Source organism: Streptomyces sp. NPDC045955 (genome assembly GCF_056430805.1).
The window spans coordinates 26,496-42,098 of record NZ_JBWKKY010000033.1; the positions used below are offsets into that span (position 1 = coordinate 26,496).

Sequence of the window (15,603 nt, forward strand, 5' to 3'; positions counted from 1 at the left end):
TCCGGAGGCTGGCCTCGCATCACCTATTGACCGCATCGCGGTGGAGGCCTAGCGTCCCGCTTGCCTGTTCGGGAAACGAACCATTGTGCGCAGTGCGCACGTACTCCAAGAGGGGCCTTATGCGAAGGCGTGTTCTCGGTCTTGCCGTAGCTGTGGTGACGGTCGCGGCAGCGGCCGGATGTGGATCCTCGTCGTCTTCGACCGGCAGTTCGCCGTCGGGCGGCGGCAAGACCACGCAGGTCACCGTCGGGATCATCCCGATCGTCGATGTGGCCCCGCTGTACCTGGGGCAGAAGCAGGGGTTCTTCAGCAAGCGCGGCATCGACCTGAAGATGGAGCTCGCCCAGGGTGGCGCGGCCATCGTCCCCGGCGTGGTCAGTGATCAGTTCCAGTTCGGCTTCAGCAACGTCACCTCGCTGATGATCGCCCAGACCAAGGGTGTGCCGATCAAGTCCGTGGTGAACGGGACCGCCTCCACCGGCGACACCAGCAAGGACATCAGCGGGGTCGCCGTCAAGAAGGACAGCTCGATCAAGTCCGCCAAGGACCTGGTCGGCAAGAAGGTGGCGGTGAACACCCTCCAGAACATCGGGGACACCACGGTCCGCGAGGTGGTGCGCAAGGACGGCGGCGACCCCTCGAAGGTCAAGTTCGTGGAGATGCCCTTCGACCAGATGCCAGCCGCTTTGGAGGGCGGGCAGGTGGACGCCGCGTGGATGGGCGAGCCCGCGCTGACCATCGCCAAGGGCCAGGGCGCCCGCGTCATCGCCTCGCCGTTCGCCGAGACCGACCCGAACCTCACCATCGCGACGTACTTCACCTCCACCAAGCTCCTCCAGGAGAACCCCGACCTGGTGAAGAAGTTCACCGAGGCCATGACCGAGTCGCTGAAGTACGCCTCCGAACACCCCGACGAGGCACGCCAGACACTCACCACCTACACCAAGATCGACGGTGAGGTGCTGAAGAACCTGACGCTGCCGACCTGGCCGACCCAGTACGACATGGCCTCCCTGGAGAAGCTGGCCTCGCTCGGCGAGGAGGACGGCATCTTCGGAGGCAAGAAGCCGGACCTGGACGCCCTGTTCTCATGACCAGGTCCGGGAGCGCTCCTGTGCTGACGAAGACGCTCGCTGCCGCCGGGACCGACACGGGTCCCGGCGGGCCGGGGGGCGGCCGGGTCCGGCGCTCGCTGGAGGGAGCCGTCACCCCGCTGCGCGGACTGGCCGGCCTGGCCGGGCTGGTGGCACTGCTTGAGGTGCTGCCGCACACCCCTCTGGTGTCCGCCGACTACCTCCCGCCCGCTTCGGTAACGGTCGAGGCCTTGTGGCATCTGCTCGCCGAGGACGCGTTCTGGACCGCGTTGGGCGACACCCTGACCGGGTGGGGCCTGGGCCTGGTCATCGCCGTCGTGGCGGGGGTGGTGACCGGCATCGTGATCGGTTCCGTGCCCGTGCTGCGAGCGGTCACCTCCTCCACCATCGAGTTCCTGCGGCCGATCCCGTCCGTGGCCCTGATCCCGATCGCTGTGCTGCTCTACGGCACCGACCTGAGGTCGAAGCTGCTGCTCGTGGTGTACGCCTCGTTCTGGCAGGTCCTCGTCCAGGTGCTGGCCGGCATGCAGGACGTCGACCCGGTCGCGGACGACACCGCCCGCAGTTACCAGCTGGGCACCCGGGGGCGGGTGAGGTACGTCATGTGGCCCACCGCGCTGCCGTATGTGATGACGGGGGTGAGGCTGGCCGCGACCGTGGCTCTCGTGCTCGCCATCACGGCGGAACTCGTCATCGGCGCGCCGGGGCTGGGCAACCAGATCGCCGTGGCGCAGAGCTCCGGCGCCGTACCTCGCGTCTACGCCCTGGTCCTGGTCACCGGCCTGCTGGGCGTCGCGATCAACCTGATGGCGCGCGCCGTCGAGCGACGCGCGCTGCACTGGCACCAATCCGTTCGAAGGGAGAGGTGAGCCGGATGACCGGGATGACGACAACCATCCTCGCGGTGGGCCGACGGGCCCTGCTGGCGCTGGGCCTGCCCGCGGTTCTGTTCGCCGTGTGGTGGTTCGGCACCGCCGGCAGCACCGACTTCTACGTCCCGCCGCTCTCCACCATCCTGCAGAAGTTCGGTGAGGTCTGGACGGGTGAGCGGCTGCTGTCCGACGTGGTACCGAGCCTGATCCGGCTCACCGCGGGCTATCTCCTCGCCGTCGTCGTCGGAGTGGGGCTCGGCCTGGTAATCGGCATGAGCCGCGTCGTACGCGACGTACTGGAGCCCGTCCTGGAACTCTTCCGGGCCATCCCGCCGCCGGTGCTGGTGCCGGTGATCGTGCTCTTCGCGGGCATCGGCGACACCATGAAGGTGCTCGTCATCGTCAGCGGCTGCATGTGGCCGATCCTGCTCAACACCGTCGAGGGCGTCCGCGCCGTCGACGAAGTGCTCGGCGACACCTGCCGCTCCTACGGCATCACCGGCACCGCACGCCTGCGGCACCTGGTGCTGCGGTCGGCCAGCCCGCAGATCGTCACCGGCATGCGGCAGGCGCTGTCCATCGCGATCATCCTCATGGTCATCAGCGAGATGTTCGCAGCCAGCAACGGACTCGGCTTCACCATCGTCCAGTTCCAGCGCTCTTTCGCCATCCCCGAGATGTGGAGCGGAGTGCTGCTGCTCGGCCTGCTCGGATTCGTCCTGTCCCTGCTGTTCCGATTCGCCGAGAACCGGGTCCTGGCCTGGTACCACGGCCTGCGCCGCGCGCAGCGCAACCCCTGACACCGTGCCCGATGCAACCCGACAAGGAGACGTCGATGCTCGACGTACGCAACCTGCAGAAGATCTACACCGGCCGGCACCGCAACGTCGAAGCCCTGCGGAACCTGACTTTCCACATCGGTGCCGGTGAACTCGTCTGCCTCGTCGGCCCCTCGGGATGCGGCAAGACCACCCTGCTGAAGTGCATGGCGGGACTGCTCGACCCCACCGCCGGCGAGGTACGCCTGGACGGCAGTCCGGTCACCGGGCCCCCGCCCGGCATGGCGGTGGTCTTCCAGGAGTACGGCCGCTCCCTGTTCGCCTGGATGAACGTCCGCGACAACGTCGCCCTGCCGCTGCGCCGCAAGAAGCTCGGCAAGGCCCGGGAGAAGGAGCTGGTGGACCACGCCCTGGAGGTGGTCGGGCTCGCCGACGCCCACGAGGCCTACCCCTGGCAGCTCTCCGGAGGAATGCAGCAGCGCGTAGCCATCGCCCGCGCCGTCGCCTTCGAACCGAAGGTGCTGCTCATGGACGAGCCCTTCGCCGCCGTCGACGCGCAGACCCGCGCCGAACTGGAGGACCTCATTCGGAAGTTGTGGCACGAACTGGGCGTCACCGTCCTGTTCGTCACCCACGACATCGACGAAGCCGTCTACCTCGGCCAGCGCACCATCATCCTGTCCACCTCACCGACCGTGGTGCAGGAGGATCTGACCATCGACCTCCCCGACGAGCGCGACCAGTTGCACACCCGCTCCAGCACGCGCTTCGCCGAACTGCGTGCGCACGTGTACGAGCAGATCCAGCGCGCCAAGCACCACAACGGCGACGCGGAACCGGCCACGGCCGACCGCAGTGGCGACCTCGCCCTGCAGAACACGGAGTCATGACACACCGGTCGGCCCCGAACGGGTGCGGTGAGGTCCCGCCCCCGCCGCACACGGGGCCGCACCCGCTCTGTGTCGGCACTCCACACTCACCAGGCATCATGGGCCGCAACGACGAGACAGCCGCCGCGGGGAGCCCATGAGATCGATCGACGCAGTGTCGTCAGCCGACCCCACAGCGATGCCCGCACCACCGGAGGAGGCCGTCGCCCCTCTCATGCGCGGTATCGCTGTGCTGCGCGGACTCACGGACGCCGGAGGAGCGGCCGCGCTCAGCGATCTGGGACGGACCACCGGCCTGGCCCGCTCCACCATCGACCGGGTCACCGGAACACTCGCCCGCATGGGGTACGTTCGCCTGGACGGCAACAACGCCGTTCTGGCTCCCCGCCTCATGGAGCTGGGCAACGCCTACCTGGCAGCACTGCGCCTCCCCGACCTGCTGAGCCAGCAGGCCGACAACCTCGCCGACGCGCTCGACGAGTCGGTGTCCCTCGCGGTGGCGGACGGTGACGGCATCCGCTTCATCCACCAGGCGATCCGTCGGCGTGTCCTGTCGCTGAGCTTCCGCATCGGCGATCTCCTGCCCGCCGAACGCACCGCTCCTGGCCCGCTGTTGGCAACCGAATGGCGCGCGCAGGACTGGGCGCGGTGGCGAGAGCGGCGGCTCGCCGACCCCGAGGACCTCGGCTTCCCGGCCATCCCCCCGCGCTCGCACAGCGCTGCGGGTGGGGACTTCGAACAGAGAGTGGAAAGGGCGCGACTGGACGGTTGGGCCCTGGACGATCAACTGATCGAGCCGGGCCTTGTGGCGGTATCCGTTCCGGTACGCGCGCCGGACGGCCGGATTGCCTGTGCGGCAAGTGCCGTGAGCCACATCAGCAGGCACAGCGCGGACTCGTTGCGCGACTCGCTACTGCCCAGACTCCGCACCGCGGTGGCTGCCATGGAACGGGAACTGGCTGCCGCCCCGCCGCCCGAACCGCCAAGTGGCCCGTCCGGTCTTGCCGCCTGGACAAGTACGTCCAAACAGGAACTGGGAGGGGAGTTCATCACATCGCTGGCCCGTGGCCTGACCGTGGTCACCGCCTTCGGCGAGGGCCGCGCGGAGCTGACGCTCTCCGAGGTCGCCGAACGCACCGGCCTGCCCCGGGCCACAGCTCGCCGCGCCCTGATAACCCTCCGGCATCTCGGCCATGTGACGGTCGACGACCGGGTCTTCCGGCTCACTTCACGGGTACTGGCCCTGGGCTATCCACCGCTGTCCAGGACGAAACTCACCCGCATCGCGCGCCCCCATCTCGCCTCCCTCACCCGGTCGGTGCAGGACTCCACGTCCCTGGCCGTCCTGGCCGGCGACCATGTGCAGTGCGCGGTCTCGGTGGCCGCGGGCCGCATCATGGACGTCGATATCGCTGAGGGCACCCGCGCGCCCGCCTACGCCACCTCCGCAGGCCGAATCCTCTTGGCGAGCCTGTCAGCCGAGGAGCGCTCCGCCCGGCTGACTCACGTGCGCATGGAGGCGCTGACCACCCGCACCGTCACCCGGCCCACCGACCTCGAGGCGATTCTCGAACGAGTCCGGGAGAACGGGTACGCCTTGGTGGACGAAGAACTCGAAGAAGGGCTCCGTTCAATCTCCGTCCCGATCCGCGACCGTGACGGCGGCGTCATCGCGGCGATCAACGTGCACATGCACAGCAGTCGCCGCTCGGTTGCGGAGTGCGTGATGAACATCGTGCCCGAACTGCGCGCCACAGCTGCTCGTCTGGAGGACGACCTGCACGTCACTGGTCGGTTCGTTCGCGTGCCGATTGCTTGAGAGACCGGGGCAGTGACGAGCTGACCCTCTGGGCGGCGACGCCGTCCTGGACGAGCAGGAGTAGGCCTTGGTCCGCCGCATCCACCCGGAAGGCGCCGACGCCGACGACGCCATCATCAGCGAGGCCGTCCTCCGCATACCTCGGCGTCGAGTGGCCGCTGACGAGGAACGACCCCTGCTCACCGGTGTCCCCGACGACGTCCTGTTCGCCACCAAGCCGCAACTGGCCGCCCTGCTCGCCCGCACTCGCGACCTAGTTGTATTGATCACGAGCGTTGTTAACGCTGGCCGGGCTTGATCATGGCGAAGGCCTCCGTGTGTGGTGGAGGTGTCGAATCTTCACCGCACGGAGGCCTTCATGTCCCACCATAATGCCCGGCTGACCGTTCACGGCAGGCGACTGCTCATCGACCGCGTCCGTTCCGGCCGTCCCGTCGCGCACGTCGCCGCAGAGATGGGCATCTCCCGTCCCACCGCCCACAAGTGGATCCGACGCTGGCGATCCGAGGGCGACAGCGGGCTCTTCGACCGCTCCAGCCACCCGCGCACGACACCGCACCGAACCACTGCCACGACCGAAGCCCGCGTCTGCCGGCTGCGCCAGAACCGCAAACTCGGGCCCGCACGCCTCGGCCCGATCCTCGGTCTGCCCGCATCGACCGTGCACCGCGTCCTGGTCCGCCATGGCCTGAACCGTCTGGCCTTCCTCGACCGGCCCACCGGAGAGGTCATCCGCCGCTACGAACGCGACCGGCCCGGTGAACTGATCCACGTCGACGTCAAGAAACTCGGCCGCATCCCCGACGGCGGCGGTCACAAGGTCCTGGGCCGCCAGGCCGGCCGCGCCCGGCGCAACAGCGTGGGCTTCGACTACGTCCACTCCGCCGTCGACGACCACAGCCGCCTCGCCTACAGCGAGATCCACCCGGACGAGAAGGCCGCCACCTGTGCAGACTTCCTCCGCCGGGCCGCGGCCTTCTTCGCCACCTGCGGCATCGACCGCATCGAACGGGTCCTGACCGACAACGCCTGGCCCTACCGCAAGAGCTTCGCCTGGCGGCAAGCCCTGGCCGACATCGGCGCGACCGGCAAGCTCACCCGCGCCTACCGGCCGCAGACCAACGGCAAGGTCGAACGCTTCAACCGCACCCTGCTCGACGAATGGGCCTACCTACGGCCCTACACCAGCAACACCGAACGCACCGACGCACTGGCAGACTTCCTCCACACCTACAACCACCACCGCTGCCACACCGCACTCGGCGGCCACCCACCGATCAGCCGTGTGAACAACGCTCCAGGTCTACACTTGCCTGGTGAAAGCCTCGATGGGGAGTAGCAGGAACCATGGCCATCATGCGACAGCGAGCTGCCCGGCCAGTTCGTGATCGCCCTAGCCTACCTTGTAGCTGAACAGGTCTTCAGCCGCCAGTGGGTGTGCACTGGCTTGTCGATCCCCGGTTGATGGACACAACTGATGTCTAGGGGCGACACAGTCCGTGCCGGACGACCTGGGGAGCACCAGACCCAGTCCTCCTCTGCGCGTGACGACGAGCGGACGTGTTCTTCGAAGATGTTTTCGCGACGGCACCTTCCGCGACCCCAGCCCGCCCCCGCGGGTTGATGAGAAGCCCCCTTACGCAGTGGCAAGTTGGAGGAGTTTCGGCCGTGGACTTTCCGCCGGTAGGCGACGAGTTTGCGCAGCGACCAGCGGAGGCTGGCCGAGCTTGGTGGGGCGGGTGGTGGCCGTCGTGACGACGAAATCCTCGTCGTCACGACTGAGCGCGCGGGGACGGCCTCCCGCCCTCCGAGGGTCCAGGCAGGCCAGGCCGATCTCATTGAACCGGTGGATCACATCGCGCACGGTGTCCTCGTCAGCCTGCACCAGCTGGGCGATCACCGGCACCCGGTTCCCGCCGGCCGAGGCCAACAACATCATCGCGCGCCGGTAGTGCACCGAATTGGTGCTGCCCCGGCGCACGATCTGCTCCAGCCGCTGCCCTTCCTGGTCAGTCAGTCTGCGCACACGGACAGGCTCGGCCACCGCGCCTCCAGCGGTCGGATCGGACGTCACCGCACATCCAACCGCCACCCCGGCGAACCTATGCGGTCAGAGCACTAGCCGAGTTTCCGCAGCACCTCGGCGATGGTGGCCCGGTATGTCTGCAGCGCCTGCAGTCCGGCGGCGTAGCGGTCATCGTGCCTGGAGATGTCCGCGGCCTGTTTCCGCGCCCGGACAGCGTGCCAGAGCTCGGCCGTATGGTGGCGGCGCTTGCAGGTGACGTCCGCAGCGGCGGTGTCCCGCTCCCGCGGCGTATGCCGGGTGTTGCCGTCGCTGCCCCGCTGCCAGGCGGTGTCCGTGTATGCCGCGACGGGGTCGGGATAGCGCGTGATCCTTGTTCTGCTACACAGCGGGACCACTCATCCCACGCCGCACGGAGGCGCGGGTCGCCCTTGACGGCCTTGTCGATCTCGATCGCCCGTGTACTTGCGTAGAGCCAGTCCCGCTTGACGTCGATGCCGTGCATCAGCCGCCGGCTCGCCTCCGCGTTGCAGGTGGGGAAGTCCGCATACTCGGCGTTGGTCATCCGGCGGCCCTTCGGTCTCAGAGCCCGCGACTTTGCCGGGTCCCAGCCGTAGCCCCAGCGGCGGGCGGCGGCGAGATCCAGGGCGCCGTAGTCGGTGCTGACCGCGGTGGCGACGATGGGATCGGTGGGGTAGCGGGGGTCGAGCGGGAAGTCCGGGTGGCCGTGCTCTGCCATGCACTGCCGGACCAGCAGCGCTGATGCTCGCTGCGATCGCTGGTAGTCCTGCGGCGTGTAGTCGTAGCGGTCGGCCGGCAGGGGGCCGAGGTCCGACGCCGTACGGATGACCTCCGGCTGTCCTGGACCGGAGACACAGAGCGCCGCCAGCACCCCCACGACACCCAGTCGCCACCCCCGCATTGTCATGCGCAGGGATGGTAGCGAAGAGCGTGCAGGGGCCGACCATGGCCCCAGCAACTCAGCCACGCGGAAGGTCACCAGATCGGATCGATCGAAACCCGCTTCGGCACGAACGCGCTGGGGCTTCATGGCGTGGAGTCAGCCCGGTCGCCACTACCGAACGCCTCCGTAGGGCATGCGGAGTTGTGGATTGAGGCAATCGGGGCGTCGGCTGGGACCGGAGCCAGGCGGCCGCGGATCACCCCATGGAATGCCACCAGCTGTGCAGCGGTGCGGCGCCTGCGCCTTTGCAGGCGTCGACGAGATGGGCGGCAGGCTGCACAGGTGCGGTGCCGCGGGTGATCATCACCGACAATCTCCGCTCCTACGGCGCGGCCCACCGCGACGTCGTGCCCTCCGTCGAGCACCGCCAGTCGAAGTACCTGAACAACCGGGCGGAGAACAGCCACCAGCCAACGAGGCAGCGCGAACGGGCGATGAAGGGCTTCCGTGGCGTTGGCGCAGCCCAGCTGCTCCTGTACGCGTTCAGCGGGATTTCACCCCACTCCCGACCTCGCCGCCACTTGATGGCCGCCCCCACTACCGGGCCGAGATGACCCTCCGTTTTCACCGTCTGGGAGCAAATCACCGGCATCACCGGTCAGCCCACGACGGCCTGAGCACAGACCCCGAACCGGTCTCCACCACATCCCAACACACGGCCAGAAACCCAAGTCGTCAACGACGTGACACACCCTACGCCCAGCTCCGCGCCGACGCCGGCGTGCCGCTGGACACGCGCCGACGGGTGCCGGGCCCGCCCCGCAACTCACGTGCGGACGGGCCAACTTCGCGGCTGATAGGCGGGCAGACTAGAGGATGGCTGTCGGCCGATCAGCGAGGGGAGGGTGTTGATGCCACTGACCGCCCGCCTGTACGGGCACGGGACGCTGGATGCGACCCTCGAAGGTCTCGGTGCCGGCATGGCATGGGAGGCGGTGTACCGGGTGCGGCCGCGCCCGGGGCTGACCTGCACCGACTGCGGGCTGCCGATGCACGCGAAAGTCTCTGGCCGCGGCGGGCGGTTCTTCGCGCACGACCGCCGCAGCACCAACTGCGCGGCCGCCGGCGAGACGGAGGAGCACCGGAGCCTGAAGCGAGCTCTGGCCGCCGCCGTACGTCAGGCCGGTCACCAGGCCCAGCTGGAGGTGATCGCCGACCACGGCGGCTGGCGGGCCGACGTCCTCGTCACCGCTCCCGGGGGCGGGCTGACCGCGCTGGAGGCACAGCTGTCCTCCGCGGCCGTCGACGACGTCCTCGAGCGCACCCGCCGCTACAAGGACGACGACGTCGGCGTGGTCTGGTTCACGCACTCTGCCGCGCGCTGGCTCTCTCAGGTTCCCGCCGCCCGCCTGTACCGTCCCGCCGGGCCGGAGGGGCCGTGGAGCCGTCTGCACCCGCTCGTGAGCCGGTTCAGCGTCGTGACCTGCTCGGAGGTCTGCGACCCGAGCCCGTTCTGGCACGGGCCCTTTCACGCCGGCTGGGACCACGGCGAGGAACGGGAGGTCCCCCAGTTCGTTGCTGACGTTCTGGACGGTCGCCTCGTCCCCCGAACCCTCACCACAGCCCTGGGCACCCGCTACGACGGCTGGACCGCCCCCGAGGACGTTAGGGCAGCCGACGAGTACGCCGCATCGACGCAGACCACGCCGCCGACACCCGCATGACGTACGGCGCCCCCACTGCGGTGCAGGAGCCGAGGATCATCCTCGTCACGGCGACGCCGCCCGTGAACCGCCCCGCCCCACCGCGCCCGGGCATGCAGCGCGCAAGCCGTCGAGGAGGCGTACGCCGCCGAGTTCGGGTCCCGTGGGTCGGGCCGTGGACCACGCCGCTGGTGCGGGACGGCCGGCCGCAGGTGGAGCAGGGCGGCTCGCGCTGCATCCGCGCCCAGGTCTGGGCGAACCGGGGGTCGAGTGGGGCGGGGGTGAGGGAGCCTGGGTCGACGCCGAGCTTGAGCGCGGCCTCCTCGTGGTTCATTCCTGCTCCAACACATGAACGATCGAGAGTCGTCGCGACTCGCGCTGCTCCGTTTCCTGGAGCGCGTGCAGGAGCGCGACCTGGCCCGCACCCGCAGGTGGATCGCCGACGAGGAGGCCCGCGAGGCTGAGCGGCTCGTCGGCGAAGCACGGCGCCCGCCAGCGCCCGAGTGGCTGATCGAGCGCGGCCTGGACCGCAGCAACATCGTCGCCGTCCACGCGGGGGAGTGCTGGGGCACCGGGCAAGTCGGGGCGGCGCGAAGCTTGCTCGCCCTCGGCAGGAGGCGGGCGTGGACCTGCTCCACGAGGCACTCACGCCCCCCCGGCGCGGATACGCCTGCTGAAGCGGGCACCGTCCCCTTGGTTCGGGTGTGACATCTGCGGCGTCCGGTGCGCTGTAGCAGGTGGGCCGCGAGGGCGGCTCCATGAGGCCCGCTTTCCCCCCGTGAGCGGGTGCTTGTCACGCAGGGTCAGGCAGGTGCACCCCCCCGTCGCCTGCCTGACCCGCGCAGCCCGCATGACCTGGGCTACGGCTGCCGGCAGCCGCATGCGGTGCGGTGTCGGGCCCGGCCGGGACGGGCTGTCTGCGCTTCTGCCGCGCTGCGGTGCGCAACGGCGCAAAAGGTTCAAAGCTCGCCCGGATCGACGACGACCAGGCAGCCTCTGACGCGGCCTCGGCGGTGTGGCAGCTGTCCGCCCACGAGGTGTTCGCCTTCGAGGGCGACGGCGCTGACTTCCGCGTCTGGGCCCTGTCTCTCACCCGCCGCCAAGTCTCGGACCATCCGCGTCCGGACCCCGCCGGGCCGCAGACGCGACCGACGACATCCGGCGTCCTCTCTCCGTGCTGACCCCGGACCTCGCGGATGCCCTGCTGTTGCGCCGGGTTGCAGGACGGGACGACGCCGCAGCCATGAGGACTGGCGGGCTCTCCGGTGTAGCGGCGGTGATGCTCAGTCGTACGGGTACGGACCTGCAGTTGCGGTGCTGGCAGCGGGCGGTACCCGGGGGTGAGCCCGTGGGATCAGGTCACGTGGTCCCGGGTTAGATTGCCGCCCGAGCTGGTCCGTGTTGAGAGCCGAGGGTGCCGTATGCGTCAGTTTCCAGAATCCGCGCTGTCCGGTATGCGTGTCGACCGATGGCAGCAGATCTGGAGCCACCGTGAGCAGTTGTTGAGGGTGGCGCGGCGCCGGTCGACGAGCCCGCAGGACGCCGAGGACGCGGTGCACGAGGCTATGGCCAGGGCTGCCGAGCGGCCGCACCTGGACGGTGACCGGCTCGGCGCGTGGCTGACTGCGGTGACTGTACGACTGTGCGTCGATCAGCACCGGCAGCTCAGCCGGGACATGGGGATACGTCGGCGTGCGGAGTCGATGCTGAGCGCACCCAGCGTCGTACCACATGAGGAAGTCGTGTGCGACCAAGCGGAGGCGCGGTGGCTCGCTCGTCAGGGCGCCGCGCTGCCGGAGAGCCAGCGGGTGGCGCTGAAACTGAAGGCGCAGGGCCTGGACGTGGCTCAGGTCGCGCAGCGGATGGGGCTGACTTACAAGGCCGCCGAGTCGCTGCTGGGCCGGGCGCGGCGGACGCTGCGGGCCGCACTGGCGGCGACGCTGGCCGCCGTGGCCGTGGGCCTGTGGCGGGGTCGTCCACGCATAAACGGGGGTACGCCGACGGCGGTGTCTCCTGCGATCCTGGCGTCCGCGGGGGCGCTGATGCTCGCAGGGCTCGTCCTGATGTTGTCTCCGGGAGCCGATGCAGAGCCCGTTTCTCGGCCTGATCGAGGCGGGCGGGCGGCCCGCGCCGCAGCGGACGTCGTGTCCGTGTCGTCGCCGCAGGAGCCGGGCGCTCGGCCCTCAGCCACTTCGGCCGCGGTCGCCGGCCAGGAGCGCCTGGGTGTGCGTGCCGCTGCAGAGACAGCAAGCCGGCTGGCCGACGACTCACGCGGGTACGACGGGCCCGGTGAAGGTGGCGGCCCTGCATCCGATCAGGGGCCGCTGCCCGGCGTGCCCGCCGTCGAACTGCCGACGCTGCCGGCCGTACCGGCGCTGCCGCCCGTACCTGTCCTACCGGTTGTACCCCGGGTGCCGTCCCTGCCCTCGGTACCAACCCTTCCCGTACCAGCGCTCGAGCCGGATGACGTCGCACGGCCAAACGCTGACGTGCCGGGTCTGCCCGGTCCGCTGCCGTCGGTGAATCCGCCACTCTTGCCGCTGGATTGATCCTGGCGCCGTCCCGTCCGCACCCCATGTGCGCGAGGTGTGGAAAGACTTCGGCATTTTCGCGAGGGAGCTGCCACCTGACTCCGTAGAGCAGGTGACAGCACCAGTGCGCCACCTGGTGCGGCAGAAGAAGCGGAGAGTTGATGGGATACATAAGCCATGCTCGGTGGCAGCGCCGCCGTGGGCTGCTCGCCATACCGATGGCGCTTGTCTGCGCTCTGAGTGCCGCGACCGTCGGCACCCCGTCCGCCCACGCGGCGGCGGTCGAGGAGACGAGCATCGGCATGCGGTTCAATGACGGTCTGGACACACGGCTCAGTGCTACGGCGTTCCGCGACGCGGCCCGTTCGGTCGGCTACACGGGCACCAGCTACACCGCCGGGCGTAGTGCGGACGACGCGTGGACGGACGGGCTGGACTCGGGTGTCTTCGCGCTGTTCGGGCACTCGAACGGCGGCATCTTCCAGACCGATGAGGGGCCCTCGGACGACCAGGACCCGATCGTGGCCGCCGGCCGGACGCAGGATCTCGTGCCTCTCTACGCGAACCTGCGGTTCTTCACCGAGTACCTGCCGTACGCCGATGTCGACGACATGCGGCTGCTGATCCTCGCGGGCTGTTACACCGCGCAGTCCGGGCAGCTCGGGAACTTCAACGAGGTCGCGGTCTCCCGCGGTATCGACTCGGCCATCAGCTTCTCCGGCCTGGTCATGTATCCGGCGACCGCGTACGGCACGGCGGCCAGTACGACGAACTACTCCGGCAACTACTTCTGGAGCCGGTTCTCCTACCACGCCACCACGGGCGTCACCGTGTCCACCGCGCTTGCCCGGGCCCGGACCGACCTCGTCGCCAAGGAAGGTTCCGCGGGCGGGTGGGACCGCTACGTGATCCGAGGTGCCGCGGCCGCTCCCGGCTCGGTCAAGCTCAAGCCGGCGGGTGAGGGCGAGCCGTTGAACAGCCGGCCCGTCGCTACCCCGCAGTTCACCGCAACCGCCGCCCTGACACCGGTCCGTACGACTACCACGCAAGGTCCCGAGGGCGAGCCGCTGACGACTGTCGAAACCGCCGAGGGAGTCGAGTACCGGTCGGCCGCCGACGGCTCGCTGGTGGACCTCGTCGGCACCCCGGCGACCAGCGGTGAGGTACGGCTCGGCGTGGACGAGACCCGTGCGGTCGCGCAGGAGTTCGTCCAGCGCAATGTTGCCGGATGGGACAGCAACTGGCAGCTGACGGCCGCAGAGCCGATCAGCCACCTGGAGGGTGACGCCCTCACTCTCCTGACCTGGCGCCCCGTGGGCGACGACGGGCACGCGGACGCGCGCCAGGTGACGGCCGAGATCGACCGCCGTACCGGAGCCGTCACCTACCTATCAACCACCCAGGGAGCGGCAGCCGGGAAGGCTTCGGCCTTCACGGTCGACCGTGACAAAGCGATCCACGTGGCCCGCACCGCGATCGGCGACGACCGGGGCGCCGCCACCGCCGTGGCCGACACCTGGAACGCCGACCGCTGGACGGTCACCGTCGACCGCGGTCTCACCGGTCGCCCCGGGGCTGAGGTGCCAGATGTGGAGCGTCTCGAGATCGACGCCCGCACTGGCGATGTGCTGTCCCACACCAAGAGCTGACGACACCGAAATACCGGAGCAGACACTCCCATGAAACTGCGTTCTCTGACCATGTGGGCCGCGGCCACGGCCAGCTGCCTCACCCTCACCCTGCTGCCCGCCGCCGCGGCGACCGCCCAGACCACCGACGAACCATCCCCAACTTCCGCCACGGTGACCGCCCCCCAGACCCAGCCGAAGGTGACACGGCTGCTGTTCGCCGTACCCCAGACCCTCGACGAGCTCAAGGTCTCTCTCGCCGGGCTCAAGCCGCTCCTGCTGCGCTACACCGGCGAGGTCGGCGGCGGCGACCAGCCGGGCCCCGGTGTCCCCGCCGACCAGGCCATCGAAAGCATGCGCGAGAGCGTCGTCGGGCAGTACGGCGTCGAGCCGCTGGTCTTCCTGGTCGTCGTGGACGGCGAAGTGCCCGCCGCCCATCTGACGGCACTCGAGCCGGTGCTCGCCGAGGCCAAGACCTTCGACTCGGACTCCGAGTCCGTAGACCGCTTGCCCCTCGGAACCCTCGAACAGGCAGCCGACGCCACCCGGGCCAGGGAGGCCCTGCTGGGCCGCAGCGACGCCATGAAGGCGGCTGCCGAAGAAAGCCGCGAGGACGCGCCCTCCTCGCCGTCGCCCTCATCGTCCTCCGTCGAGCAGCCGACGACCTCAGCCAACATCTCGAACGCCTGGGCTCCGTGGTACGGGACGATGCGGGCATACAACAATCCGTACGAGACTCCCACGGACATGCCGCGCAAGTTCCGGCACTACCTCCGCTGGTACTCCGCGAGCGACATCGCCGCCTTCGGTGACGACTTCGCGTACGAGCACAACATGTCCCTGTACAACACCGATCTGTGGGACCTCACCCGTCCCTACTGTGCGGACAGCGCCTACACGGAGTTCTGGGCCGGCTGGTCGACCGGGTTCAAGTGGAACGCAGTGAAGTACGGCTGGAACTTCCCGAGCGCGGCCGCGGCCTACTGGGACTGGGACGACACCACCGACTCCTGCCAGAAGCTCGACTTCTCCGTCGGCATCGGCTACCCGAAGAAGCTCACCGCAGGGGTGGCCTACAACTTCTGGATCGCCGCGGAGAAGGGCAACAAGTCCAGCTCACCGTACGACCTGGGCGCCCAGAAGATCAGCAACGACTGCAACGACCTCGGCATGGAGCCGGGCAGCTCCTGCACGGGGCTGAACTACGACCGGCCTGGTTCCGGCACCGAGCCCTTGGTCGGCAAGTCGCGCGGCTGGCGCGTGCCGAGCTGCGCGGACTGGGTGCGGGGCGGCTCGCCCACCTACAAGGCGAACGGCACCTACGACTGCCCCGCCAACCGCTGACGTCCGCCCCGTCGAA

At 69.4% G+C, this 15,603-nt stretch carries 13 protein-coding genes and 2 pseudogenes; 12 read left to right on the plus strand and 3 right to left on the minus strand.

What is annotated here, in order from left to right; all coding sequences use genetic code 11:
* The first annotated feature begins 119 nt into the window (after positions 1-119).
* The 7 genes from AC07F0_RS37975 to AC07F0_RS38005 all read left to right on the plus strand — a co-directional run bounded on the left by AC07F0_RS37975 (position 120) and on the right by AC07F0_RS38005 (position 6,793).
* Positions 120-1,094, plus strand: a complete 975-nt coding sequence (locus tag AC07F0_RS37975) for an ABC transporter substrate-binding protein (protein ID WP_478984709.1) — start codon at positions 120-122, stop codon at positions 1,092-1,094.
* Positions 1,095-1,192: 98 nt separating this feature from the next.
* Positions 1,193-1,963, plus strand: coding sequence for an ABC transporter permease (locus AC07F0_RS37980; RefSeq protein WP_478984776.1), 771 nt, complete (start codon positions 1,193-1,195; stop codon positions 1,961-1,963).
* 5 nt (positions 1,964-1,968) lie between these two features.
* Positions 1,969-2,766 carry an ABC transporter permease gene (locus tag AC07F0_RS37985; RefSeq protein WP_478984712.1) on the plus strand — a complete coding sequence of 266 codons (798 nt, stop codon included), beginning with the start codon at positions 1,969-1,971 and terminating at the stop codon, positions 2,764-2,766.
* A 35-nt stretch (positions 2,767-2,801) separates the two neighbouring features.
* Positions 2,802-3,635: an ABC transporter ATP-binding protein gene (locus tag AC07F0_RS37990; RefSeq protein WP_478984777.1), complete on the plus strand. Its 834-nt coding sequence runs from the start codon at positions 2,802-2,804 to the stop codon at positions 3,633-3,635.
* Between the two features lie 136 nt (positions 3,636-3,771).
* Positions 3,772-5,454 carry an IclR family transcriptional regulator domain-containing protein gene (locus AC07F0_RS37995; RefSeq protein WP_478984714.1) on the plus strand — a complete coding sequence of 561 codons (1,683 nt, stop codon included), beginning with the start codon at positions 3,772-3,774 and terminating at the stop codon, positions 5,452-5,454.
* 67 nt (positions 5,455-5,521) lie between these two features.
* Positions 5,522-5,752 carry a hypothetical protein gene (locus AC07F0_RS38000; RefSeq protein ID WP_478984716.1) on the plus strand — a complete coding sequence of 77 codons (231 nt, stop codon included), beginning with the start codon at positions 5,522-5,524 and terminating at the stop codon, positions 5,750-5,752.
* A 60-nt stretch (positions 5,753-5,812) separates the two neighbouring features.
* Positions 5,813-6,793, plus strand: coding sequence for an IS481 family transposase (locus AC07F0_RS38005; protein WP_478984718.1), 981 nt, complete (start codon positions 5,813-5,815; stop codon positions 6,791-6,793).
* 323 nt (positions 6,794-7,116) lie between these two features.
* On the opposite strand, the pseudogene AC07F0_RS38010 reads toward AC07F0_RS38005, so the two are convergent.
* Both AC07F0_RS38010 and AC07F0_RS38015 read right to left on the minus strand, forming a co-directional pair.
* A pseudogene (locus tag AC07F0_RS38010) lies at positions 7,117-7,498 on the minus strand (helix-turn-helix domain-containing protein); the annotation flags it as partial.
* Between the two features lie 74 nt (positions 7,499-7,572).
* Positions 7,573-7,875, minus strand: coding sequence for a hypothetical protein (locus AC07F0_RS38015; protein WP_478984719.1), 303 nt, complete (start codon positions 7,873-7,875; stop codon positions 7,573-7,575).
* Positions 7,876-8,722: 847 nt separating this feature from the next.
* On the opposite strand from AC07F0_RS38015, the pseudogene AC07F0_RS38020 reads away from it, so the two are divergent.
* Positions 8,723-9,058 (plus strand): annotated as a pseudogene (locus tag AC07F0_RS38020) (DDE-type integrase/transposase/recombinase); the annotation flags it as partial.
* A 234-nt stretch (positions 9,059-9,292) separates the two neighbouring features.
* Positions 9,293-10,105 carry a competence protein CoiA family protein gene (locus AC07F0_RS38025; protein ID WP_478984721.1) on the plus strand — a complete coding sequence of 271 codons (813 nt, stop codon included), beginning with the start codon at positions 9,293-9,295 and terminating at the stop codon, positions 10,103-10,105.
* Positions 10,106-10,414: 309 nt separating this feature from the next.
* On the opposite strand, the gene AC07F0_RS38030 is transcribed toward AC07F0_RS38025, so the two are convergent.
* Positions 10,415-10,636 (minus strand): hypothetical protein, encoded by a 222-nt coding sequence (locus AC07F0_RS38030; RefSeq protein WP_478984723.1) that lies wholly within the window; start codon positions 10,634-10,636, stop codon positions 10,415-10,417.
* 869 nt (positions 10,637-11,505) lie between these two features.
* Here AC07F0_RS38030 and AC07F0_RS38035 point away from each other — a divergent pair.
* The 3 genes from AC07F0_RS38035 (at position 11,506) to AC07F0_RS38045 (ending at position 15,587) form a co-directional block, all read left to right on the plus strand.
* A complete protein-coding gene (locus AC07F0_RS38035; RefSeq protein ID WP_478984725.1) occupies positions 11,506-12,633 on the plus strand; it encodes an RNA polymerase sigma factor in 1,128 nt (375 codons plus the stop codon).
* A gap of 143 nt (positions 12,634-12,776) precedes the next feature.
* Positions 12,777-14,264 carry a hypothetical protein gene (locus tag AC07F0_RS38040; RefSeq protein WP_478984726.1) on the plus strand — a complete coding sequence of 496 codons (1,488 nt, stop codon included), beginning with the start codon at positions 12,777-12,779 and terminating at the stop codon, positions 14,262-14,264.
* A gap of 30 nt (positions 14,265-14,294) precedes the next feature.
* A complete protein-coding gene (locus AC07F0_RS38045; RefSeq protein WP_478984727.1) occupies positions 14,295-15,587 on the plus strand; it encodes a hypothetical protein in 1,293 nt (430 codons plus the stop codon).
* Positions 15,588-15,603 lie beyond the last annotated feature (16 nt).

Excerpts from the sequence above, each read along its gene's own strand:
- AC07F0_RS37975 (WP_478984709.1), top strand. The coding sequence starts at position 120 with ATGCGAAGGCGTGTTCTCGGTCTTGCCGTAGCTGTGGTGACGGTCGCG.
- AC07F0_RS37985 (WP_478984712.1), top strand. The coding sequence starts at position 1,969 with ATGACCGGGATGACGACAACCATCCTCGCGGTGGGCCGACGGGCCCTG.
- AC07F0_RS37990 (WP_478984777.1), top strand. The coding sequence starts at position 2,802 with ATGCTCGACGTACGCAACCTGCAGAAGATCTACACCGGCCGGCACCGC.
- AC07F0_RS37995 (WP_478984714.1), top strand. The coding sequence starts at position 3,772 with ATGAGATCGATCGACGCAGTGTCGTCAGCCGACCCCACAGCGATGCCC.
- AC07F0_RS38005 (WP_478984718.1), top strand. The coding sequence starts at position 5,813 with ATGTCCCACCATAATGCCCGGCTGACCGTTCACGGCAGGCGACTGCTC.
- AC07F0_RS38025 (WP_478984721.1), top strand. The coding sequence starts at position 9,293 with ATGCCACTGACCGCCCGCCTGTACGGGCACGGGACGCTGGATGCGACC.
- AC07F0_RS38035 (WP_478984725.1), top strand. The coding sequence starts at position 11,506 with ATGCGTCAGTTTCCAGAATCCGCGCTGTCCGGTATGCGTGTCGACCGA.
- AC07F0_RS38040 (WP_478984726.1), top strand. The coding sequence starts at position 12,777 with ATGGGATACATAAGCCATGCTCGGTGGCAGCGCCGCCGTGGGCTGCTC.
- AC07F0_RS38045 (WP_478984727.1), top strand. The coding sequence starts at position 14,295 with ATGAAACTGCGTTCTCTGACCATGTGGGCCGCGGCCACGGCCAGCTGC.